We start from the raw sequence: 20556 nt of genomic DNA on the forward strand, positions 1-20556 counted from the left end.
TGCAGGGAAGCGTTAGGGACAAATGCCTGCGCGAGCGAATCGCTGCATTGCCGTGACCCCGCCTTACAGGTAATTGAAGAGGGACAGGCCCTTGACGTCGACGAAGGCCTTCTGCGCTGCCTGCAGCCCCACCTGACGCAGGCTGTACTCGGCAATCGCCTCGCTGTAATCGAGGTCGACAAGGTCGGAAAGCGTCTGCTCGTAGTTCGTCATGCGGTTACCGCTGACGGCATCGACAACATCAAGCTCGTTGAGGCGCGCACCCATGGAGGCACGAACGGTCAATACGTTATCGAGGCTGTTGTCGAGTTCATTCATGCTGGTCCGAAACGTATTACGCAGTTCGGCCTTCTCGGCAGGTGTAGCGGCCGGATTCTCGAGAACGTTCAGGGCCTTTTCCAGAGACTTGAAGAGGTCATGGTTCATCTCGTCGGCAGTCGCAAACCTGACCCCATCGCCATCCTCAGGGGTCCCCTGCAGTTCGAGTCTCAAACCTCCTACCTCGATCGTCTGCCCAGCCGGATCATAGGCCTCATCGTTCAGGGCCGGCACAGTATCGACCCAGGCGCCGCTGTCGTCCTGCATCTTCACGGTATAGGTGTGCGTTACGGTATCGCTGGTGAAATCGACGCGAAACGCGCGGCCATGGTTCGGATCCGAATTATCCAGGACTTGCGGACCTGAAAAAGTGACGCTACCTCCGTTTCCCCCGGCGATGACTCCGTTCGCATCAAGCTTGCCGGCCTCGGTCAAGTAACCGGCGCCGCTTGCAACGCTATTGAAGATACGAGCCCCATTATCCGATACCGGCATCTCGCGCGAGGCGTCGATACGCTGAGCCCTCGCATTGTCATCGCCGACATAGGTCACGCCAGTGCCGTTACGTACGAAGGGAGCACTCGAATCCTGATAGCCACCGAACAGGTAGCGCCCGTTGCCATCGGTGGCATTGGCCTGGCCGATCAGCGTCTCGTAGATGCCGCGCAGCTCGGAAGCCACCGATTGGCGGTCAGCATCGTTCAGGGTGTCGCTCGATGCCTGAACCAGCAGCGTCTTGGCGCTGGTGATGGCATCACTGACGCTGTTGAGTACGCTTTCGGCCTGGGACAGCGTGTTGCGCGCCGACACCCGCGCATCGGCGAACTGCTGAGTAACCGCCTTGGCCTGGGAAACACCAACCGCCCGAGAAGCTGCCTGCGGATCGTCGGAAGGATTGACCACACGACGGCCGCTGGCAATCTGCTGGCCGACCTTCATGAAGTCGCCCTGCTGGCGGTTCATGGCCGAGACGCTCTGGTCAAACATGGTCACGGTGCTGATACGCATCGTACTGGTCTCCGATTAATCAGTTACGCAAGCCGAGGATGGTGTCGAATACCGTGGAAGCGGTATCGATGACCCGGGCGTTGGCCATGTAGAACTGCTGGTAGCGAATCAGGTTGGCTGCCTCCTCATCCAGATTGACGCCGGATTCGGATTGCTGCACCGCCTTGAGCTGGTCGGTGAGCCCTTGGCGGGCATCGAGGTTGACCTTGACGATATTGGTGCGGTTACCTACATCGCTGACCATCCCGGCATAGGCCTGGCTGAACGAAGAGCGGCCGGCCACCAGGGCTTCACTCTGCAGGTTCTGCAGGGCCAGTGCATTGCGGTTGTCGCCGGTACCGGAACTCGCGATGCCGAAATCGAAGCTGGCTGTCTCCCCGGCTCCGGGCAGTGCGGTTACCTTGAAAGAGATTCCATCAACTTCCAGCGTATCCCCGGCATCAACCGTCTCCGTCGCGGGATCGAAAGGCTCTCCGTTGCGGGTAACCGGCGAACCTCCCGGTATCACGGCGAGCGAGCCATTCTCATCCAACTCGAGGCTGTAAGCGGAACCATTGGTCAACGCCCCATCCTGAGCCCGCAAACTCCCGATCGCCATGTCGCCTTCGGAGTGCACGAAGCGACCCGCGGCGATCTTGTCCAGGTCGGAAAGGTTCGATTCCATACCTGCCGCGACACGGCGCACTGGCTGAACCTCGTAGCGATCGCCATTCGCAGGCGTGCCGCTGAATTGCAGCGTAATACCGCCGAAGCCAAGCGTGGAGGTTCCGTTATCCCACTCGATTTCATCGCTTGGTACCGCTTGACCATTGTCCTTGCGGATCACCTGGGGAGGATCGCCAGGCGCACCAAAACGTACCGTGTAATCGGTAGCACGCAGCTGATCCAGGTTGGCGATATCGAAGCTGGCAGACATGACGTCGACACCGCCGGTGTTGTTATCGCGCGAGTAGGCCTTGGGCTGACCAATGTCGAAGAAGTCGCCGCCCTGATCGCCATTGAGATCCACGCCAAGACGATGTTGTTCGTTGAAGCCCGCCGTGAGCGATACGGCCAACTGACCGATCTGGTTCTGGGTCTTGTCCAGCGTTTCAGCGCGGAAGGTCATCATGCCGCCGAGAGCACCACCCTTGATGGTATCCTCCGGCAATGCCACGTCGTTGCCACCCGAATCCTTGTAGCCCACCACTGTGCGCTGCGGATCGCTTGGCGAGTCAATCGCCTCCAGGCGATAGTGGTTGGTGCCGGAGACCAGCGGCTGGCCGTTGGGCAGGCTGATGTTGTAGCTCTTGCCATCCTGAATTTCGAGCCGAACGTCCATGCGTTCATTGAGCTCGGCCACCAGCTGGTCGCGCTGGTTGAGCAGGCTGTTGGGCGCGTTGCCACTGCGCGCGCGGGCCAGTGCAATCTCGCGGTTGAGGGTCGCGAGCTGCTCGGTCGTGTTGTTGATCTGGGTAATTTCATCCGCGATCTGGCCGTTGATACCCTCCTGCATGTCTTGCAGGTAGCCGTCGAAGGCACGGAACTGGGCAGTCATGGTAGCCGCGGTGCCGAGCACGCCCTGACGGGCAGCCGGGTCGGAAGGCGCCCCGGCGAGGTCTTCCAGCGACGAAAAAAATTTCTGCATCAGTGGCGCCAGGCCCGCATCCCGGTCGGCCAGCAGGTTGTCGATCTGGCTGATCTGGTTCTCGTAGGTCTTCAGCGCACTGGATGAGCTCGTCGCGGCATTGAGCTGCGAGGCCACGTACTGGTCGAACTGGCGCTGGATGTCATTGACCTGCACGCCGGCATCGGCACGGTTCTGCCCCAGGATCGTCAGCTCCCGATTGTAGCCGGGGGTATAGACGTTGCTGATGTTGTTACTGGTGGTGTTCAGCGCGTTCTGGGCGGCATTCAGGCCGCTCAGGCCGACGGAAAAAATAGTACTCATCGTGTCGTTTCCTTTCGCCAATGCCCGTTATATCGGCCTGAAGACGCGAAACTTTAGGAGATCAATAACTGAAAAAGACCAGCGAATCGCCACGCTGCTGCACCGGACCCATGCTGTTCATTACCGCGATCAGCTTATCGGCGTAGGCCGGGTCGGTGGCGTAGCCACCCGCCTGCAGAGCCCTGGCCGCCTGTTCGGCACTCCCAGCGGCGGTCACTTCCGCATAGCGGGGATTGTTGCCGATCAACCGCGCATAGTCGGTGAAAGCTTCCTCGAAGGAGCCGTAGGCACGGAAAGTGTCTACCACACGCGTACGCTTGCCGTTGATGTACTCATGGGTGACCATATCGGTAGTGCGTCCCTGCCAGTGGCCGCCCGCCTTGATGCCGAACAGGTTGTAGCTGTTGCCGCCGTCGGCAGTGGCGATCTCGTGACGCCCCCAACCGGTTTCCAGCGCCGCCTGGGCCAGGATCAGCTCGGCCGGCACACCGGTCTGGCGGCTGGCGGCCTGGGCGGGTGCCGAGAGGCGCTCCATGAAGCGCTGCGCATGCTCGCCTGCTGATGCCCTGCTGCGCGATGTCTCGGTGGTCGGCAAATTGCCCTGGGCAGATACCGCGGCCTGCGCGGCAGGTGCTGCGGGCAACTCGGCATCGAGCGCCGACATGAAGCCGCCACGCACCGCCTCGAGCTCTTCGAGGAAGCTGGCCGGTGTCGTTACCGCTTCAGCCTCGCGAACTGTCGCATCGTGCTCATCGCCACGCGCTTCCTCTTCGCTCGCCGGCTGCAGGGCATCCTGAAGTACCCTGGGCGTACCGCGAGGAATACCGGCGATCAGCTCGCTCAGTTCCTGGTCGGCGACACCGGAGCGGGAAGGCGACCCGCCCATTTGTCCTTCGAGTTGGGCGACGAGATGGTCGGCCAGGCCGATGCCACGTCCGGCCATTGTCTGCGCCCACTGCTGGTCGAGCATCGACTGATAGAACTCGCCTTGCTGGCTGTCGAGCAGGCCACCGGAAGGAATGGTGTCGCGCATGCTCTTGAGCATCATCTGCAGGAACAGTGCCTCGAATTGCTGGGCCGCGCCGCGCAGGCCGGCCGCGCTATCCTGGCGCGCCGTATGCTTGAGCCGCTCGAGCCCCTGTACGTCGAGGGCGAACTGGCCGGTGGCGTCCTGAATGCTCATCAGAGAATCTCCAGGTCGGCACGCAGCGAGCCGGACGCCTTGAGCGCCTCGAGGATAGCCATCAGGTCGGTGGGCGTGGCGCCGAGCGCGTTGAGCGCATTGACCACATCCACCAGATCAGCTCCTTCGACCACGCGCAGGTAGGCATCCTGCTCCTGAACCTCGATTTCGGTATCGGGTACCACTACCGTCTCGCCTTCGCCGAAGGGTGCCGGCTGGCTGACCATGAAGCGCGGATCGATCACGATGGAAAGGTTGCCATGCGCCACCGCCGCGCGATGCAACTTGACCGCACTGTTCATGACGACCGAGCCCGTGCGGGCGTTGAAGACAACCTTGGCCGAGGCCTCCGAGGGCGTAACCTGGATGTTCTCCACCTGGGCCATGAAGTTGACCCGCGAATTGGCATTCATCGGCCCGTCGAGCGCGATGACACGACCGTTCATCGCCGCCGCCACCGGCCGGCCGAATTCGTCGTTGATGGCGTTGACCACACGCTGCGCGGTGCCGAAATCGGCCTGCTTCAATTCCAGCTCGAGCAGCCCGCCATTACTGCCCAGGTCGAGCGGCACCTCACGCTCCACCATGGCGCCGCCTGCGATGCGGCCGCCGGCCAGTTGATTGACCTGTACCGAGGCGCCTCCCGCCGCTGCTCCAGCCCCGCCGACCAGCAGGTTACCCTGGGCGATGGCATAGGTATCACCATCGGCGCCCTTGAGCGGTGTCATCAGCAGCGTACCGCCACGCAAGCTGCGAGCGTTGCCGATCGAAGAAACGTTGACGTCCAGCCGCTGCCCAGGGCGCGAGAAAGGCGGCAGATCGGCCGTTACCATTACCGCGGCCACGTTGCGCAGCTGCATGTTGGTGCCCGGCGGCACGGTAATGCCGAGCTGCGACAGCATGTTGGTCAGGCTCTGTCCTGTGAAGGGGGCCTGCATGGTCTGGTCGCCGGTACCGTCGAGACCGACCACCAGGCCGTATCCGACCAGTTGGTTGTCGCGTACGCCGGCGAAGCTGGCGATCTCTCGAATCCGCTCGGCCTGCACCGGCAGCGCCAGCAGGAATAGCCCCAACAGCAGCAGCACTCTCGCCAACACGGTAATCTGCCTCATATCCCGGTTCATCCCGATCTGCTTCATCGTTCGCCCCCGCGCTTCCATCAGAAAGGCGAAATATTCAGGAAGAAGCGCTGCATCCAGCCCATGTACTGCGCCTCGTTGATATAGCCATTGCCCACGTATTCGATCCGTGCATCGGCCACGGCCGTGGAAGGCACGGTATTCTGGCCGGTGATGGTGCGCGGGCTGACCACACCGGAGAAGCGAATGAACTCGACTCCCTGGTTGATGGCGATCTGCTTCTCGCCGCGCACGCGCAGGTTGCCGTTGTGCATCACTTCGAGCACCGACACGGTAATCGTTCCGGTGAAGCTGTTATTGGCCTGAGAACCACCGCCACCGGTAAAGCCACTCTCGCCGGAGAGGTCGAAACCGTATTCGGCCAGGCGCTCCAGTGCGTCGGGCAGTTCAACCAGATCGAGACCGGCCGAGCCACTGCGATCCATATTGGAACGGGCATTCTTGCTGGCACTGACCTGCTCGTCGAGTACGATGGTCAGGATATCGCCGACCATGCGCGGGCGACGGTCCTCGAACAGCGGCTGAGCCCCACGATGCGCTTGATAGATGGAGCCATTGGCCATTCGCGGCGGCGGCTCGACGATGTTGATCTGCTCCTGCTCTCCCACCACCGAGGCGCGTGGCACCTGGGCGCAACCGCCCAGGGCCAGCATTGCGATGGCGAGAACCGCCATGACCACTCGTGCGGCCAATATCTTCGCCGAGCTAGTACTTGATTTAGTACTTGGGTTAGTACTTGAGAGAGTACCCGTACCTTTCATGCTTACTCGCTTCCGGCTGAACGCTTCAAGCCAAGATGTTACGTCGATCGTCGATCACAGCTGGCTCAGGCGCGCCAGCATCTCGTCGCTGGTCTGCACGGCTCGGCTGTTGATCTCATAGGCTCGCTGGGTCTGGATCATGCTGACCATCTCCTCCACCACATTGACGTTGGAGGTTTCCACGTAGCCCTGGAACAGGCGCCCGGCGCCGTTCATGCCCGGCATGGCCTCGTTACGTGGGCCGGAAGAAGTGGTTTCCCGATATAGATTGCCACCGATACTCTCCAGGCCGGTCGCATTGACGAAGGTGGAGATAGTGATCTGGCCAACTTCCAGCGCCTGGTTGACACCGGGCTGGGTCACCGAGACGATGCCGTCCTCACCGATGGAAATTGACAGGGCATTGTCTGGAATGATGATGGCCGGCTCGAGCGGATAGCCGTTGGCGTTCACCATCTGGCCGTTCTCGTTGAGCTGGAAGCTGCCGTCGCGGGTGTAGGCGGTGGTACCGTCCGGCATCAGCACCTGAAAGAAGCCGTTGCCGTTGATCGCCAGGTCGCGCGAGTTCTCGGTCTGCTCGAGCCCACCCTGGCTATGCAGGCGTTCGGTGGCCACCGGGCGAACGCCGGTGCCGACCTGCATGCCCGAAGGCAGGCGGTTCTGCACGTCGTTCTGCGCACCAGGCTGACGCAGGTTCTGGTAGAGCAGGTCCTCGAACACCGCCCGCGAGCGCTTGAAACCATTGGTGCTGACGTTGGCGAGGTTGTTGGAGATGACATCCAGCTTGACCTGCTGGGACTCCAGGCCGGTCTTGGCCGTCCACAGTGACTTGATCATAATTTTTCCTTGACCCTACGGGCCTCAGCCCTGGATGGAGCCGTTAGCCTTGGATAGAGAGCAGATTATTGGCCCGCTGGGCGTTTTCATTGGCGGTACTGATCGCTTTCATCTGCATTTCGTAGCGCTTGGCCACGTCGATCATGGCGACCATGGCCTCCACCGCGCTCACATTGCTGCCTTCCAGCGAACCGCTGACAACGCGGGCTTCATCGTCGGCTTCCAGAGCGGCAACCTCGCCCTCGGCATTGGGCGGCATGCGGAACAGGCCGTCGTCGCCGCGCAGCAGATTCTGCTCCGGCGTGACAAGCTTGAGCCGGCCCACGTCGACCAGGGCCTCGGGCCCCTCCCCTTCGCCGATGGCGCTGAGGGTACCGTCGGCACCGATGGTGACACTTGAGCCCAGCGGTACGACGATGGGACCGCCGTCACCGATTACCGGGCGCCCCATTACCGTGACCAGGCCATTACCGTCTATCTGAAGATCGCCACGTCGGCTATAGGCCTCGGTGCCGTCGTCGGCCTGGACGGCGAGCCAGGCGTCGCCTTCCATCGCCACGTCCAGCTCGCGCCCGGTATGGGTGATCGGCCCCGGGCTGAAATCGCTGCCCGGAGTGGTCGCCGCTACCGAAACGCGGGTCGGCAGCAAGCCGTCGCCCTGAACCGGCACGGCGCGCATGGCATGCAACTGGGCGCGAAAGCCGCTGGTGGAGACATTGGACAGGTTGTGACTGACCACTGCCTGCTGGTCCATGCTCTGCTTGGCCCCGCTCATGGCGGTATAAAGTATGCGGTCCATGACTCAGGCTCCGTCCCGGCTTAGCGCAGGTTGATCGCGGTTTGCAGGAGTTCGTCCTGGGTCTTGATCGTCTGCGAGTTGGCCTGGTAGGCCCGCTGCGCCACGATCATGCTGACCAGCTCACGCGCCATGTCGACATTGGAAGTCTCGACGGCACCCGACACCACACTGCCCAGCAGGCCGGTACCCGGGGCGCCGACCAGCTCCTGCCCCGACTCATTGGAGGCGCGCCAGACGTTGTCGCCGGCAGGCGTCAAGCCCTCGGGGTTGCGGAAGCTGACCAGGGCGACCTGACCGGCGGGACGCGACTCCTCGTTGGAGTAGTTGCGCATGATGGTGCCATCGTCATTGATGGTGATGCCCACCAGGGTACCGGAGGTGTAGCCGTTCTGGGTCAGGCTGCTGACGGTGGAGGTGTTGCCGAACTGGGTGGTACCGGCCAGGTTGATGTCGAAGGTGAGATCCTCCGGTCCGCCGCCAAGATAATCGCCGGCAGCGAAGGTGATGCCCGGGATGGCACCGTTGGCATTGACATCGCCGGCACCGTTGACCAGCTTGCCGTTACTGTCGAACTGAACGGTGTATTCGTTCACGTTACCCGCGCCATCGTCCAGCGTGGTGCCGTCGAGTGTCATCCTGGCAGTCCACTCGTTGGCCGCAGCCTTTTCGTAATAGACGGTGATGTTGCGCGGATTACCGAGCGAATCGTAGACGGTGAAGTTGTTGGAGTAGTGATAGTCGATCATGGCCGGGTTGCCCGTCGAGTCGGTCGCTTCCACTGTGCTCAAATCTTCACCCGTCACCTTGCGCGCATCCAGGTTGAGGGTGGTGCCCACACGAGTCGTAGCGCTTGCCGCCAGCTCCTCGGCGGAGACGTTGAGCGGCTCCGGCTGGCCACCGACCTGTACTTGGCCCTGGGCATTGAGCCCGTAGCCCATGATCTGGAAGCCCTGGGCGTTGATCAGGTCGCCTTCAGAGGTCATGGAGAGCTGGCCGTTGCGTGAATAGACGACCTCGCCGCTGGTATCCGCATAGCGGAAGAAGCCTTCTCCGGCTACCGCCAGGTCCAGGTTGCGATTGGTCGATTCGACGTTGCCCTCGCTGAAGTTTTGCAGCACGGCCGACACCCGTGTACCCAGGCCGACCTTGGAGTTGGCAAAAACGTCCGAGAACTGAACGTTGGAGCCCTTGAACCCGACGGTTTGGGAGTTGGCGATGTTGTTGCCGATCGTGCCGAGTTTCTGCGCCTGGGAGTTCAGGCCGCTAAGTGCTTGTGAAAAGCTCATTTTTCGTTCCTCTGCCTACCGCTGAAAGTGCCGCTATGCGCGGTTCTTTTATGCTGCGTATGCTGTGTCAATGAATGAAGATTCAAAGGATCTGCTTGACCTGGTCGAGGCCGACCTGGCCATAGACGGCTCCCAGGTCCAGCTTCACGCCACCGTTCTGGTCGGGAGGCGTTATCCCGCCGACCACGGCGTAGTTGAGCGTGGTGCCGTTCACCGTCTTGTCGCCGCTGGTAGCTTCGATGCGTACGCGATAGGAACCCGAAGCGGCTGCCTCGCCTTCGCTGGTACGGCCGTCCCAAGTGAATGACTCCACCCCCGCCTTGGCCGACCCGATGTCGTAGCGGTTGACCACCTGGCCACTGGCATTGGTGATCACCACGCTCACGTTTTCGGCCGACTGAGGCAGCTCGATGCCGAACGGCGTGGTATGCGGCTCGCCATCCTCGCCCTGCTCGAGCAGCACGCGGTCGCCGGGCACCATCACGCCCTTGCCGATCAAGCCGGTGGCCTGCAGGGTCTGGCCGGCGTTCATCTGGTCGGTGATGCCACTCAAGGTCTCGTTGAGATCCTCGATGCCACTGACGGTGTTGATCTGCGCCAACTGGCTGGTCATCTGATGGTTGTCCATCGGTTCGAGCGGATCCTGATGCTGCATCTGAGCAATCAGCAGAGTCATGAAGTTGTTGCGCAGGTCGGCGGACTGGCTGGCATCGCGTGCAGCGGGGCCACCCTGGTTCATTCGCGTGACGACATTGGCGTCGATGGTGTTGGACATGACGATCAGCCCTCGCCCAGCGTGAGTGTCTTGAGCATCATCTGCTTGCTCGTGTTCATGACCTCGACGTTGGCCTGGTAAGAGCGCGACGCCGAGATCATGTTGACCATTTCATGTACCGGCTCGACGTTGGGCATCGACACATAGCCTTCTTCGTTAGCCAGCGGGTGCTCGGGGCGGTACTCCATGCGCAGGGGCGAGGGATCCTCGACCACTTCGCGCACCCCGACACCGCCAATACCATGGCCGCCCTGCAGGCGTGACTCGAACATGACCTGTTTGGCCCGATAGGCCTCGCCGTCCGGCCCGGCCACACTGTCGGCGTTGGCCAGATTGCTGGCGGTGACGTTCATGCGCTGCGACTGGGCGCTCATGGCCGAGCCGGCGATATCGAACACGGAAAACATCGACATGGTAAGATCTCTCTCCCTTTGCTCCGGGCTGTTATTCCGGCTGCATGGCGTTCTTCAGCCCCTGGATGCGGCTGTTCATCATGGTCAGTGCCGCCTGGTAGCGCACCGTATTGTCGGCGAACTGGGTGCGCTCGCGGTCCATGTCCACGGTATTGCCGTCCAGGCTTGGCTGATCGGGAATGCGATAGAGCAGTTCCTGACTGGGTGCCGCCATGGCACGGCCCGGCAGGTGCCCTTCGGAGGTGCGCGCCAGCGACAGCCCACTGCCAGTGGTGCGCCCTTGATCGACTGCCTTCTTCAATTCACTGGCAAAGTCGATATCGCGCGCCTTGTAATTGGGCGTATCGGCATTGGCGATGTTGCTCGCCAATATCTTGTGACGCTGCTGACGCAGGCCCAGCGCCTGCTGGTGGTAATTAAAGGCGGCCTCGAGCTGGTCGATCATGCCGGCACTCCCCGTACAAACCCAGTGGATGACATGCGGAACTTCTTGAGGTTGAAGAATAGCTACGCCGCTGTCATTTCAATGGCAGGAACAGGCCGGTTTTCCTCGTTCATTTCCACTGTTTCAGTCCGACGCCTCCCGCTAGACTCCTGCTATCACCACCCAGCTGGACGGTCTTGCCCCATGCGTCTGATCCGATTCGCCCTGTTGCTACCGCTGTCACTGGCCGGCTTGCCGCCGATTGCGGCAGCCTCGGCCAACGACACCGAACTGCTGCAAGCCGTACACGCCTTCCTGCACGAAGAGGCCCAGGCCTTGGGTGACGAACTCATCATCGAATTGCACCCACCGTCCGCCAGGCTGCCGAGGTGCGAATCCCCCGAGCCCTTCCTGGCACGCCCTGGCGATGTTCCTCTGGGGCGTGTTTCCGTGGGCGTACGCTGCGGCAGCGACGGCCGCCAGGTGCGCTACTTGCAGGCAGAAATTGGCGTAATGGGAGAGTATCCGGTGCTTGCGGCCGCACTGGCGGCGGGCGAGACTGTGCGCCGCGATCACCTGACGATGCAGTCGGGTAATCTCGCCGAGCTGCCGAACCGCACTTTGCTCGATATCGACGAGATCGTCGGCCAGGCGGCAACACGCCCCCTGGCTCCTGGCCAACCCTTGCAAGCTCACCAGTTTCGCAGCCTACCGTTGGTGGAGAGAAACCAGCGTGTCGTGGTCGAAGCCCGCGGCTCCGCGTTTCGCATATCCCGCGAGGGCCAGGCCCTGGAGCCTGGAGCCTTGGGCGACCGCGTCAGGGTTCGCTTCGATAGCCGTGAAGTCGTGACGGCTGAGGTGGTAGGAGAAGGCACCCTTGTCGTAGACTTCTGAAACCGACCGCAGTACGTTGGCGAGTGCATCTGGCAAGCAAAGGCATATCCGCCCGGGAAACTTGTGCCGAAAAAACAGGCCTAAAGTTATCCAGCGCGCTGCCGATAGCAGATGAAAGCATTCGGTCATGAGGCCATTATCGTGAAAATCAACAGCCAGAACCCCCTGACTCGCCCGACCCAGACGACTCCGCGCGAGGAGACTCAGCCGGTCAAGGGTGCCACTCCTGCAGGTCAGCAGGAGCCCGGCCCATCGGCCGCTACCCATCTCAGCCAGAAGGCCGCCGACGCCTCGCGCGACGTCGACATGGCGCGAGTCGAGGAAATTCGCGAGGCCATTCGTGAGGGGCGGCTGGAAATCCGTGCCGAGCGCATTGCCGATGCCCTGATCGAATCTCTGGCAGCGGAGAGTCGCGGGGAATGAGCCTGGCGAAGCTTCTTCAGGAACAGCAGCAGCGCTTGGGCGGCGTCATCGAACTGCTTCAGCAGGAGCGCGCCGTGCTGACCAATGCGGAGATCGACGGCAGTGTGCTCGGCAAAATTGCCGGGCACAAGCAGACGCTGCTGGCCAAGCTGGAAGCCAGCGAAACGCTGCGCCAAGGTGTACAGCAGCGGTTGGGCTATGCCAGTGGAGCGGAAGGAGCACGCCAAGCAGCGGCCGACGCCGGCTGTGAAAGTGCCTGGTCGCATACCTTGGAGCTGACTCGCGAAGCCCAGCGCCTCAATGCACTGAACGGGAAATTGGTGAAACTGCGCATGGAGCAGAACACACGCCTTCTGGAGTACATCCATCAGGCCGCGGAGAAAACCGTATATCGCGCCAGCGGGCGTGTTGCCGCCCAATCGGGACGCATCAATGCCTCGGTCTAGTACCGCCTGCTAACGCCACGCCCCACCCTTTTCTCACTTCCTGCCCTTCAAGACTACGCTTCAGTGCATCGCTGCCGCCCCCTCTCTTGAGCAGGCTGCTCCAGAGCAGTGTCGGCAGCTCAGTCTCTACGTCCCAGCCGGCAACTTCCTGGCGTAACCGCCACTACATCACCCAACCGAAGCAAGCCTACTGTCCGAAGCAAGCCTATTCCTCCGGCCTGGCCGCGCACATGTCCCGCTACCACAGGCTGTCGATCAGGTCATCACCGAAAGCGGTGATCACCACGGTGTTACGTCCATCCGCCTTGGCCTTGTAGCTCGCCTCGTCGGCGCGAGCAAGCACGGTCTCGGCCGATTCGTCGCCCTCCTGGAGAGCCGTGACTCCCATACTGAGCGTGATGGTATAGGTCTTGTCCTCATTGGTCACCGTGACCTCGGACACTGCGCGGCGCAGGGATTCAGCGATCTCGCCCGCCTGCTTGACCGTACAACTGGGTAGCAGGACGGCGAATTCATCCCCCCCCTGGCGAGCGACATGATCGCTGCGCCGCACTTCCCAGGCTACTACTTGGGCAACTCGCCGCAACATCTCGTCACCCAAGGCGTGACCACCCTCGTCATTGATCGGCTTGAAGTGGTCGAGATCGAACAGAATCAGCACCGAGGGAGTGCCGGTCTTGGCATACTCCGCCAACGCCTCCTCGAGGCGTCGCTCGAAGCCACGCCTATTGAGCAGCCCTGTCAAGGGGTCGTGTTCAGCTTCCCAGCGCTGCAGTGCCTCCTGCTGCCGTCGCTCAGTGATGTCCTTGACCATGCCCACGAAACCCAGTGACTGCTCGTTGCCCTGTACCTGGCTGGCATGCACCTCGACCCACAGCGTGGCCCCGCTCGAATGAAGGAAACGTATTTGGCGCACGAAGTCGTTGCCGGTCGCCAGGGTATGCTGCCACATGTCCTCGGCTCCCCGCTGATCTGCGGGGTGTATGCGCTCCCACCACTCTCTGTCGCTATGCAGCTCGTCGAGCCCGAGCAGCTCGAGAAGCGCCGGGTTCAGATAGTTGAGGCGGCCGCTCAGATCCGCTACGAACATGCCAATGGGGGTAGAACCGAGCACCGCATCGAGAAACGCCTGGCGATCGCGTAGGTGCTCCAGCGCCGCCAGTCGCTCGTGCTCGAGGCGATTGAAGCTGCTGGCGACCTGACGCAGCTCATGCATGCTGGTGGAGAGCTCCAGGTAACGCCTCTCGCCCGCTCCGACCTGGGCGATTTGCCGCTCGAGCCGGTGCAGCGGGCGCAGCAGTCGCCGGACCAAAAGACGCATGGTGACCAACAACATGACCGCCAGCACCAGCCAGGCCCACCATAGCCGGCCCAGAAAATCGCCCAAGGGCTGCCGAACCTGGGCCTGCGGTACCGCCACCTTGACGATCCAGTTAGCCGGCCAGATCTGGCGATACGACATCAGGGTCGTGGAACCGCTCGCTGCCTGAGCGACCGTCTCCCCCTGCCAACCATCCAGCGCGAGTTGCAGCGTCGGAAAATCGCTGGGGATACTCCTGTGTTCGGCTGGCTGCTGGCGGCGCGGATGAAAGAGTCGCTCTCCCTCTGCGGTGAATACCGATACGTAGCCATCCTCGCCCAACCGGATCGTCTCCAACCGGCGGAACAGACCACCTTGAGCGAGATTGATCATGCCGCCGACCACACCGGCAAAGCGCCCTTGCTCATCGAAGCGCGGCACCAGCATGAGCACCAATGAATCACCACTCGCCCTGCCGGTGAAAGGACGGCTGACGTAAGGCCATGGTGAATGACGAACCATGCGGAAATATTCCGTGTCGGCGGTTTCAAGCCCCACCCGCCCCGGCACGATGGGCCAATCCGCAACGACACGCCCTTCGGCGTCGGTCACCATCAACCCCTCGAACCACTCCAGCAGCACCTGGCTATTTGCCAACCGTGACGTAAGCTCGGCCGCTTCGGCGTCACGCAGGGCCCGCTCGAGTCGCTGGAGCGCGCCTATCCTGCGGTCGACCTGGCGGGTCAGGTCATCGGCGACCAGCTGCGACTCGTAGCGTAGATGAGATAGATTGGCTTCGTCGACGAGCCCCTTGCCGAACTGCCAGGCCAATACCAGAACGACGCCGACAATCACCAGCCAGGTCATGGCCAACCCCGTAAGGAGGCGCCCCTGCAGCGAACAGATCGAGCGAGCCAGTGACGCGACTGGAGCCATCACGTGCAATGAAATCCCCTTGGTGGAGGTAAAATATGGCCTGTCGGCTTCGCCTTGACAGAGTGTACCGCCTCTTCCTGGCAGCCCCGCCCGAAGGCAGGAGAACTAATTTCGTTATCGGCAAGCCCGAAGCGAACTTGAGCCCTGCAGACGCATCAAAGCATGTTACCCAACATGACGACCCCGCCCCTCAACGCAAGAGGGGACCTTTGCTCAAGTCCTGGCGAGGCAGGACGATATAGACTTAAAGTCGATCCGCACTCAACTTAATGAAGCCGCTCAGATGACCGAAAAAGGTAACCGCCCCCCGGGCAAGCACCTGCATGTCCTTGCTCAACATCCGGCGAGGTTGGTGCAACATGCCTTCGAGCAGAGCCAGACCGGTATGGTCATCACCGACCAGAATGGCATCATTGTGCTGGTCAACGATGCCTTTTGCCGTATCGCTGGTAGCGATAGCACCGAAACGAGCGGTTGGCCAATCGAGCATTTCTACGTCTCTCGACGCACACCTTCGCACCTGCCGGTTACTGCTGACACCACACCGAACCTGACGCATTCCTGGCAACAGGAAGTACTCTGTCGTCGCGCCGACGGTGAGTCGCTACCGGTATTGATGACGGTCGACGCGATACTCGACGAACATCAGCAGCCACGCCACTTTCTGCATAGCTTCGTCCAGCTCACCAGCGCCAACGGCGAGATGCTCGATGATCGTCACTGGATTCACATCGATCCCATCACCGGCCTGCCTAACTGGCTGCTCCTGCGCGATCGCCTGGGCCACGCTCTGGCCCAGGCCGAACGTGCCGACACCACCCTGGCACTTCTATTCATCGACATCGACCGATTCAAGACCATCAACGACGCGGCAGGCCATATCGAGGGAGATCGCATGTTGGGCGAATTGGCCCAACGTCTACAACGCGAGGTGCGCAGCAAGGATACCCTGGCCAGGCTCGGCAGCGACCAGTTCGTGGTTCTGCTGGAAAAGGATGGAACGGCGGAGGCGGCGCAGCTGGTAGCGGAACGCCTGCAGGAAGCCCTGGAGCCCCCCTTCATCTCGGGGGATCGCTACCTGCTGATGACGGCATCGATCGGTATCGCCTTCTATCCCACCGATGCCGAGGATGTCGAGACGCTGCTGACAGCCGCGCGGAGCGCCATGTTCATCGCCCGTAAGAAGGGGCCTGGCCGCCTTGCCTTCGTCGATCATCGTTTGACGGCACGACTCAAGGAGAAACAACAGCTCGAGAGCCTGCTCAGCGAAGCCGTTCATATGCCGGATCACCACTTCGTGTTGCACTACCAGCCGGAGCTCGATCGGCACTCTCTTCTCTGTACCGGCCTGGAAGCCGTGCTGCGCTGGAAACGCCCCAAGCGCTGGCAGCAACCACCGGGGTACTATATGGACGTTCTCGCCCGCCTGGGGCTTGGCGTAAGACTCAACCGCTGGATGATCCAGACCTCGATATCCGATCATCGCCAGTGGCATGACACCGGCTCTCCCCTGGGAGGACTGCCGGTTTCCATCCAGCTCTGCGAATCGCATCTGGCGCAGGATACCTTCGACCACCGGCCACTGGACCATTTCCTGCGCCACCAGGAGATGGGGGCCTTCGAATGGCTGACCCTGAAGGTACCTTCCCACGGCATTGGCAGCGACTTGGACAAGGCGACTCACCTACTGAAGCGGCTCGAGCGGCTTGGTATCCGCCTTGCGGTCGAGGGAGTCGGCACAAACTCCGTCGACCTTGCCTGGCTGTCTCGCCTGCCTTTCCACAAAGCCACCATCGATGCTCAACTGGTCGGAATGCGTCAGGATGGGCGGCGTCTGGTGGAGGCCTCGTGTCGCATGCTGAACGCTCTCGATATCGAGCCGGTGATCGTCGGCATCGATAATGTAAACCTGGCATCCAACCTGGAGCCGGTCTCCGCCCGTCTCGTGCAGGGCAACCTCTACTGCCCGGCGCTGTCGGCTGAGGCACTGAGCCACTGGCTCGAAGAGCACAGGCCGGCCGAGGAATGACTGGGCTCGACCTGACCGGGATTCGCCACTAGACGACCGAGTCGCCTCGCGACAAATCGAGCTCATCGGGAAAGCGCGACGGAAAAGCCGACAGATAAGCGTGGCTGACCCTTAAGATTCGCGCATCATCATGCTTGCCACCCGCCAACTGGAACCCCACAGGCAGGCCACTAGGCGTGAAGCCGCAGGGAACGGACGCAGCGGGCTGCTGACTGAGGTTGAAGGGATAGGAAAATGGCGCCCACTCCTCCCAGTCGCGCATGCCGGTGCCCGGCGGCACGTCGTGATTGAGAGGAAAGGGACGCACTGCCACCGAAGGTGTCATGACAAGGTGGTAACACTGATTGAAGTGTTCGAGCTTCTCCGTCAGGCGCGCCCTCTCCTTCAGCGCATAGAACATGTCCAGTGCGCTCAACTGCTCGGCCCGCTTCGCGTCGGCCACCAGGCCGGAGTCGAGCAGCCGGCGCTGCCGCTCGCCGTGCTCTCGATACAGCGCAAGCGAAGCAGTGAACCAGAGCGTATTGAAGATACGGATGGGCGACTCGAAACCTGGGTCTACCTCTTCCACCTCGGCGCCGAGCTCAGCGAGCCGACAGGCTGCCTGGCGTACGCATTCGGCCACCTCGGACTCTACCCGGGCATAGCCCAACGTGGGTGAGTAGGCGATGCGCATGCCCTCGATCCCCTGACCAAGCTCTTCGCCCCAATCGTCCGGTTGTCCACGCAAGGCGTAAGGATCTCGATAGTCGTAGCGCCCTATCACGTTCAGCATGCGTGCCGCATCGGCCACGGTTCGAGTCAATGGCCCCAAGTGGGAGAGCGAGGCCTCCTTCGAGCGTGGCCACTCCGGCACCCAGCCAAAGGTGGGCTTGAAGCCAAACACACCGCAGAATGATGCGGGTATGCGGATCGAACCGCCTGAATCGCCCCCTTGGTGCAGTACGCCCATATTGAGCGCCGCTGCTGCCGCCGCGCCACCCGAAGAACCACCCGGCGTCAGCCTGGTGTCCCATGGGTTGGCCGTCGCGCCGAAGATGCGATTATCGGTAATGGCCTTCCAGCCGAATTCCGGCGTATTGGTCTTGCCCAGGATTACCGCTCCCGCCTCGCGCAGCATGCGTGCCGGCGGAGAATCCCGTTCGCAAGGGGCGTCCGACTCTGTCAGCGATCCCTTGCGCGCCGGCAGGCCGATTGATTCGGTCAGATCCTTCAATGAGACCGGAACGCCATCGATGCGGCTGAGAGCACGACCTTCGCGCCAGCGCCGGGTCGAAGCCTCGGCGGCCGCTTCTGCACCCTCCCTGTCGACGACTACGTAAGCATTGACGCGATCGTTGAAGCGATCGATGCGCTCGAGAGCAGCTCTCGTTGCCTCCAGGGGTGAAGCCGCACCGCTTTCGAAAAGCTGTCGAAGCTGCCCCGCATCCATGGTGCCAAGATCGGTATCGCTCACAAGAACCTCCGTTTTTCCAGTGAGACCTCCTACGAGTGTGGGGAAAAAACATCCCGTTGGGCAAAATAGGGACTTCGCGCAACCATTAGCCACGCCGCGCTGAGCGCTGGTGGCGCTGACTCAGCATCCAGCTTATCGATGCTACGACAGTCGCCGCCGAAGCCACCGTCAACACGCGCCGGCGCAGGCGTGGCGAGCGAAAGCGGCCATCGATGCGCCGCTCTCCGCCAGGAGGAGCGAATAGGTTTCCTGACGATTCGGCCTGCGGCCGTGCCCGGCGCAGCGAGGCATCCACCAAGCTGGCATTGATCGTGCTGTAACCCGGCACCCATTGCGCAAACAGCGACAGCACGGCGGGCAGACCGACGTAGACGCTAGGCCGTGGTCGCCTGGCCAACCCCACGATGGCCCGCGCCGTACGCCGTGGATCGTAGACCGGCGGAACGGGCTTGACGACACGGCCCGTATAGTTCGCCCCATCCCGGAAACCCGGCGTATCCATGACGGAGGGAAAGAGATTGCAGACATGAATGTTCGGCCAATGGCGCAATTCGCCACGCAGGCTCTCGCCAAAGGCGCGCAAGCCGAACTTCGCGGCGCTGTAGGAGGCTGCATAGGGCTGTGGCGCCCATCCCCCCAGCGAGACGTTGTTGATGAGAGTACCGCACTCCTGCCGCTTGAAGTACGGCAACACCGCATGGGCACCACGCAAACCGCCCAGCAGGTCGGTCTGTAACACCTGCTCATGAACTTCGCGCGGCACTTCCTCGAATGGCCCCAGCGCACCGACTCCAGCGTTATTGACCCAGACATCGATACGGCCCGCCGTATCGAATGTACTCCTGGCAACTCGCTCCATGTCGTCGGGCTGGCTGACGTCGGCAACGACTATTCGGGCCTGACCACCCAGGCGATGACACGTCTCGGCTACATCGTGAAGAGCCCGGCGGTCGCGGGCGACGAGGAACAGCGCGGCACCACAGCGTGCGAACTCTTGGGCAGCGGCCCGGCCAATGCCACTCGAAGCGCCTGTCAACACGACTACCGCATCGCGCAAATCTTTTGTACGCATCTCGACTCCTCCCTGATGACGCCTACTCCGAGCCGGCAATAGCCAGCGCGGTGTCGTTGGCATCTCCGACCGTGCCCATAACGTAGTCGACGGAGCGCGAGAATGGCGGAGCGCGTGCCACCAACTTTGTATCATTGCGTTTCAAGGAGCTAATCTTGGTTAATAGATGCGCACAATGACAAGGAAAAGAAAATGAATAAGGCATTGGTGGCTGCCGCCTGCGCAGTCGGCATCGGCGCTGGCATCCATCTGCTCAACGATGCAAGGGACCAGGCGGAAACGGTAAACCCAGGTGACCTGTCACCGGACCAGCAGCGCTATTGCGAGAACGTCGAGCAGTGGTATCGGGAAGAGATGCTTGATGTCGCGCCCAAGTGGCGTCTCGGCCATCCTGACGAACAGGGCACCTATACTCAATGGTGTGCGGAAAGGTAGAGGAATAGCGACAGATATACGCAAAAAGCCGCCTGGCGCGATGCGCCAAGCGGCGAATCATGTAGCTCAATGACAGAGCTGCACCGAATCCCCTTCTCTATCAGCGCCTACCGCTGCGCTTATCTGTCAAATTGCCGGCTGGCCAACGGTCCACGGTGCTGGCCGTAGAGTATCCAGCGCCAGCAGCAGCCTCAGAAAAACGAAAGCCCGGCCGAATGAACGGCCGGGCCATCCCGTTGCGCATCGCTCCCTGACGCATCCCTCAGCGTGGCATCTGACGTCACTTATGTCAGGTGGATTCTGTGCGTGATCGTACATCAAGTTTGTAAGACATAGCTTACAGCGTGGCGAGCAGAGTCTGGCCAACATGAGCGGTTTCGGTGTGGCCGTTTCTGCGGAATAGAGAAAGCCTCCACAAAAGGGACGAGATAGCAGGCGCTACCAGCACGAAAAACGAGCTAGCCGCCCCGCTTGACCATAGGGCAGCGGCCAGCCATACCTAGACGGAATCACTCATTCCAGGCAAGGAGGTCTGTATGAGAAAATGGTTAATGCTGGCTGCATTCAACTGGCTCAGAAAGCCAGCAAATCGTGCCAAAGCGAAGAACGCTTGGAACAACTTTCGAGGAAAAAAGCCTGACAGCCGCTCTCCCGGGTCGGCTCCCAACCGTCGTCCTGGTGATCGTCCCGACTAG

19 protein-coding genes are annotated in these 20556 nt (G+C 61.7%); 5 read left to right on the forward strand and 14 right to left on the reverse strand.

Annotation, left to right across the window (positions count from 1 at the left end):
- Window positions 1–63: 63 nt before the first annotated feature.
- The 11 genes from flgL to flgB form a co-directional block, all read right to left on the reverse strand.
- Window positions 64–1326 (reverse strand): flagellar hook-associated protein FlgL, encoded by a 1263-nt coding sequence (gene flgL / locus HBJ55_RS02620; RefSeq protein WP_167110781.1) that lies wholly within the window; start codon window positions 1324–1326, stop codon window positions 64–66.
- Window positions 1327–1345: 19 nt separating this feature from the next.
- Window positions 1346–3256, reverse strand: a complete 1911-nt coding sequence (gene flgK, locus HBJ55_RS02625; RefSeq protein WP_167110783.1) for a flagellar hook-associated protein FlgK — start codon at window positions 3254–3256, stop codon at window positions 1346–1348.
- Window positions 3257–3317: 61 nt separating this feature from the next.
- Complete coding sequence (gene flgJ, locus HBJ55_RS02630; RefSeq protein ID WP_167110785.1) at window positions 3318–4439, reverse strand: flagellar assembly peptidoglycan hydrolase FlgJ; 1122 nt, start codon at window positions 4437–4439, stop codon at window positions 3318–3320.
- Window positions 4439–5551 (reverse strand): flagellar basal body P-ring protein FlgI, encoded by a 1113-nt coding sequence (locus HBJ55_RS02635; protein WP_240935957.1) that lies wholly within the window; start codon window positions 5549–5551, stop codon window positions 4439–4441. Before HBJ55_RS02635 ends, flgJ begins: the two co-directional genes overlap by 1 nt.
- Window positions 5552–5598: 47 nt before the next feature.
- Window positions 5599–6252, reverse strand: coding sequence for a flagellar basal body L-ring protein FlgH (locus HBJ55_RS02640; RefSeq protein ID WP_167110789.1), 654 nt, complete (start codon window positions 6250–6252; stop codon window positions 5599–5601).
- 141 nt (window positions 6253–6393) lie between these two features.
- The gene (flgG, locus tag HBJ55_RS02645; RefSeq protein WP_167110791.1) at window positions 6394–7176 is read right to left on the reverse strand and encodes a flagellar basal-body rod protein FlgG; all 783 of its coding nucleotides are present in this window, start codon (window positions 7174–7176) and stop codon (window positions 6394–6396) included.
- A 43-nt stretch (window positions 7177–7219) separates the two neighbouring features.
- Window positions 7220–7975, reverse strand: a complete 756-nt coding sequence (locus tag HBJ55_RS02650) for a flagellar basal body rod protein FlgF (protein ID WP_167110793.1) — start codon at window positions 7973–7975, stop codon at window positions 7220–7222.
- 20 nt (window positions 7976–7995) lie between these two features.
- Entirely contained in the window at window positions 7996–9261 is a 1266-nt protein-coding gene (flgE, locus tag HBJ55_RS02655; protein ID WP_167110795.1) for a flagellar hook protein FlgE, read from the reverse strand.
- Between the two features lie 82 nt (window positions 9262–9343).
- Window positions 9344–10036 (reverse strand): flagellar hook assembly protein FlgD, encoded by a 693-nt coding sequence (gene flgD, locus HBJ55_RS02660; RefSeq protein ID WP_167110797.1) that lies wholly within the window; start codon window positions 10034–10036, stop codon window positions 9344–9346.
- A 5-nt stretch (window positions 10037–10041) separates the two neighbouring features.
- Complete coding sequence (gene flgC / locus HBJ55_RS02665) at window positions 10042–10449, reverse strand: flagellar basal body rod protein FlgC (RefSeq protein WP_167110799.1); 408 nt, start codon at window positions 10447–10449, stop codon at window positions 10042–10044.
- A gap of 31 nt (window positions 10450–10480) precedes the next feature.
- A complete protein-coding gene (gene flgB / locus HBJ55_RS02670) occupies window positions 10481–10894 on the reverse strand; it encodes a flagellar basal body rod protein FlgB (RefSeq protein ID WP_167110801.1) in 414 nt (137 codons plus the stop codon).
- A 183-nt stretch (window positions 10895–11077) separates the two neighbouring features.
- Here flgB and flgA point away from each other — a divergent pair, with 183 nt between their 5' ends.
- The 3 genes from flgA to HBJ55_RS02685 all read left to right on the forward strand — a co-directional run bounded on the left by flgA (window position 11078) and on the right by HBJ55_RS02685 (window position 12636).
- Window positions 11078–11767, forward strand: coding sequence for a flagellar basal body P-ring formation chaperone FlgA (gene flgA / locus HBJ55_RS02675; protein ID WP_167110803.1), 690 nt, complete (start codon window positions 11078–11080; stop codon window positions 11765–11767).
- A 141-nt stretch (window positions 11768–11908) separates the two neighbouring features.
- Window positions 11909–12190 carry a flagellar biosynthesis anti-sigma factor FlgM gene (flgM, locus tag HBJ55_RS02680; protein WP_338071960.1) on the forward strand — a complete coding sequence of 94 codons (282 nt, stop codon included), beginning with the start codon at window positions 11909–11911 and terminating at the stop codon, window positions 12188–12190.
- Window positions 12187–12636, forward strand: coding sequence for a flagella synthesis protein FlgN (locus tag HBJ55_RS02685; protein WP_167110805.1), 450 nt, complete (start codon window positions 12187–12189; stop codon window positions 12634–12636). Before flgM ends, HBJ55_RS02685 begins: the two co-directional genes overlap by 4 nt.
- Before the next feature lie 238 nt (window positions 12637–12874).
- Here HBJ55_RS02685 and HBJ55_RS02690 read toward each other — a convergent pair whose 3' ends face one another.
- Window positions 12875–14872 carry a sensor domain-containing diguanylate cyclase gene (locus tag HBJ55_RS02690; protein WP_167110838.1) on the reverse strand — a complete coding sequence of 666 codons (1998 nt, stop codon included), beginning with the start codon at window positions 14870–14872 and terminating at the stop codon, window positions 12875–12877.
- A gap of 283 nt (window positions 14873–15155) precedes the next feature.
- On the opposite strand from HBJ55_RS02690, the gene HBJ55_RS02695 reads away from it, so the two are divergent.
- Window positions 15156–16901 (forward strand): diguanylate cyclase domain-containing protein, encoded by a 1746-nt coding sequence (locus HBJ55_RS02695; RefSeq protein ID WP_167110806.1) that lies wholly within the window; start codon window positions 15156–15158, stop codon window positions 16899–16901.
- Between the two features lie 28 nt (window positions 16902–16929).
- On the opposite strand, the gene HBJ55_RS02700 is transcribed toward HBJ55_RS02695, so the two are convergent.
- Window positions 16930–18354 (reverse strand): amidase, encoded by a 1425-nt coding sequence (locus tag HBJ55_RS02700; RefSeq protein WP_167110807.1) that lies wholly within the window; start codon window positions 18352–18354, stop codon window positions 16930–16932.
- A gap of 85 nt (window positions 18355–18439) precedes the next feature.
- A complete protein-coding gene (locus HBJ55_RS02705; protein ID WP_167110808.1) occupies window positions 18440–19426 on the reverse strand; it encodes an SDR family oxidoreductase in 987 nt (328 codons plus the stop codon).
- 192 nt (window positions 19427–19618) lie between these two features.
- Here HBJ55_RS02705 and HBJ55_RS02710 point away from each other — a divergent pair, with 192 nt between their 5' ends.
- The gene (locus HBJ55_RS02710; RefSeq protein ID WP_167110809.1) at window positions 19619–19861 is read left to right on the forward strand and encodes a hypothetical protein; all 243 of its coding nucleotides are present in this window, start codon (window positions 19619–19621) and stop codon (window positions 19859–19861) included.
- Window positions 19862–20556: the final 695 nt, after the last annotated feature.

This window comes from Billgrantia bachuensis (assembly GCF_011742165.1).
In the GTDB taxonomy this organism is placed as follows: domain Bacteria; phylum Pseudomonadota; class Gammaproteobacteria; order Pseudomonadales; family Halomonadaceae; genus Halomonas; species Halomonas bachuensis.

Excerpts from the sequence above, each read along its gene's own strand:
- flgL (WP_167110781.1), bottom strand. The coding sequence starts at position 1,326 with ATGCGTATCAGCACCGTGACCATGTTTGACCAGAGCGTCTCGGCCATG.
- flgK (WP_167110783.1), bottom strand. The coding sequence starts at position 3,256 with ATGAGTACTATTTTTTCCGTCGGCCTGAGCGGCCTGAATGCCGCCCAG.
- flgJ (WP_167110785.1), bottom strand. The coding sequence starts at position 4,439 with ATGAGCATTCAGGACGCCACCGGCCAGTTCGCCCTCGACGTACAGGGG.
- HBJ55_RS02635 (WP_240935957.1), bottom strand. The coding sequence starts at position 5,551 with ATGAGGCAGATTACCGTGTTGGCGAGAGTGCTGCTGCTGTTGGGGCTA.
- HBJ55_RS02640 (WP_167110789.1), bottom strand. The coding sequence starts at position 6,252 with ATGGCGGTTCTCGCCATCGCAATGCTGGCCCTGGGCGGTTGCGCCCAG.
- flgG (WP_167110791.1), bottom strand. The coding sequence starts at position 7,176 with ATGATCAAGTCACTGTGGACGGCCAAGACCGGCCTGGAGTCCCAGCAG.
- HBJ55_RS02650 (WP_167110793.1), bottom strand. The coding sequence starts at position 7,975 with ATGGACCGCATACTTTATACCGCCATGAGCGGGGCCAAGCAGAGCATG.
- flgE (WP_167110795.1), bottom strand. The coding sequence starts at position 9,261 with ATGAGCTTTTCACAAGCACTTAGCGGCCTGAACTCCCAGGCGCAGAAA.
- flgD (WP_167110797.1), bottom strand. The coding sequence starts at position 10,036 with ATGTCCAACACCATCGACGCCAATGTCGTCACGCGAATGAACCAGGGT.
- flgC (WP_167110799.1), bottom strand. The coding sequence starts at position 10,449 with ATGTCGATGTTTTCCGTGTTCGATATCGCCGGCTCGGCCATGAGCGCC.
- flgB (WP_167110801.1), bottom strand. The coding sequence starts at position 10,894 with ATGATCGACCAGCTCGAGGCCGCCTTTAATTACCACCAGCAGGCGCTG.
- flgA (WP_167110803.1), top strand. The coding sequence starts at position 11,078 with ATGCGTCTGATCCGATTCGCCCTGTTGCTACCGCTGTCACTGGCCGGC.
- HBJ55_RS02685 (WP_167110805.1), top strand. The coding sequence starts at position 12,187 with ATGAGCCTGGCGAAGCTTCTTCAGGAACAGCAGCAGCGCTTGGGCGGC.
- HBJ55_RS02690 (WP_167110838.1), bottom strand. The coding sequence starts at position 14,872 with ATGGCTCCAGTCGCGTCACTGGCTCGCTCGATCTGTTCGCTGCAGGGG.
- HBJ55_RS02695 (WP_167110806.1), top strand. The coding sequence starts at position 15,156 with ATGACCGAAAAAGGTAACCGCCCCCCGGGCAAGCACCTGCATGTCCTT.
- HBJ55_RS02705 (WP_167110808.1), bottom strand. The coding sequence starts at position 19,426 with ATGCGTACAAAAGATTTGCGCGATGCGGTAGTCGTGTTGACAGGCGCT.
- HBJ55_RS02710 (WP_167110809.1), top strand. The coding sequence starts at position 19,619 with ATGAATAAGGCATTGGTGGCTGCCGCCTGCGCAGTCGGCATCGGCGCT.